Genomic DNA, 418 nt, shown 5'->3' with positions numbered 1-418 from the left:
GCTTTTCTGGTGCTTTAGGGTGCTGGTTGGGTGGTGAGATTGGATCAATGAGAATACCCTTTGAGCTTAGGTGGATGTGCTTAGATGATATCTGGGCGCGTTATCAGCCATGTCTCCCCCCGGGGATATGGTATGAACCTAAGAGTTTGATCCTGGCTCAGAACGAACGCTGGCGGCAGGCTTAACACATGCAAGTCGCGGGAGAAGGAACCTTCGGGTTCTGGGCACCGGCGCACGGGTGAGTAACGCGTGGGAACGTACCCTTCGGCGGGGGACAACAGTTGGAAACGACTGCTAATACCGCATACGCTCTATGGAGGAAAGGCTTCGGCCACCGAGGGATCGGCCCGCGTTAGATTAGGTAGTTGGTGAGGTAATGGCTCACCAAGCCTACGATCTATAGCTGGTCTGAGAGGAT

Annotated in this window: 1 rRNA gene; it reads left to right on the top strand. The window is 54.5% G+C overall.

Going from position 1 to position 418, the window contains the following annotated elements:
• Positions 1-134 precede the first annotated feature (134 nt).
• Positions 135-418: ribosomal RNA gene (locus tag ACOSDM_RS20160) — 16S ribosomal RNA — on the top strand; the annotation flags it as partial.

This window comes from Hwanghaeella sp. LZ110 (assembly GCF_048892525.1).
GTDB lineage: Bacteria > Pseudomonadota > Alphaproteobacteria > UBA8366 > Aestuariispiraceae > Pacificispira.
This window is presented reverse-complemented; position numbering and strand designations above follow the sequence as displayed.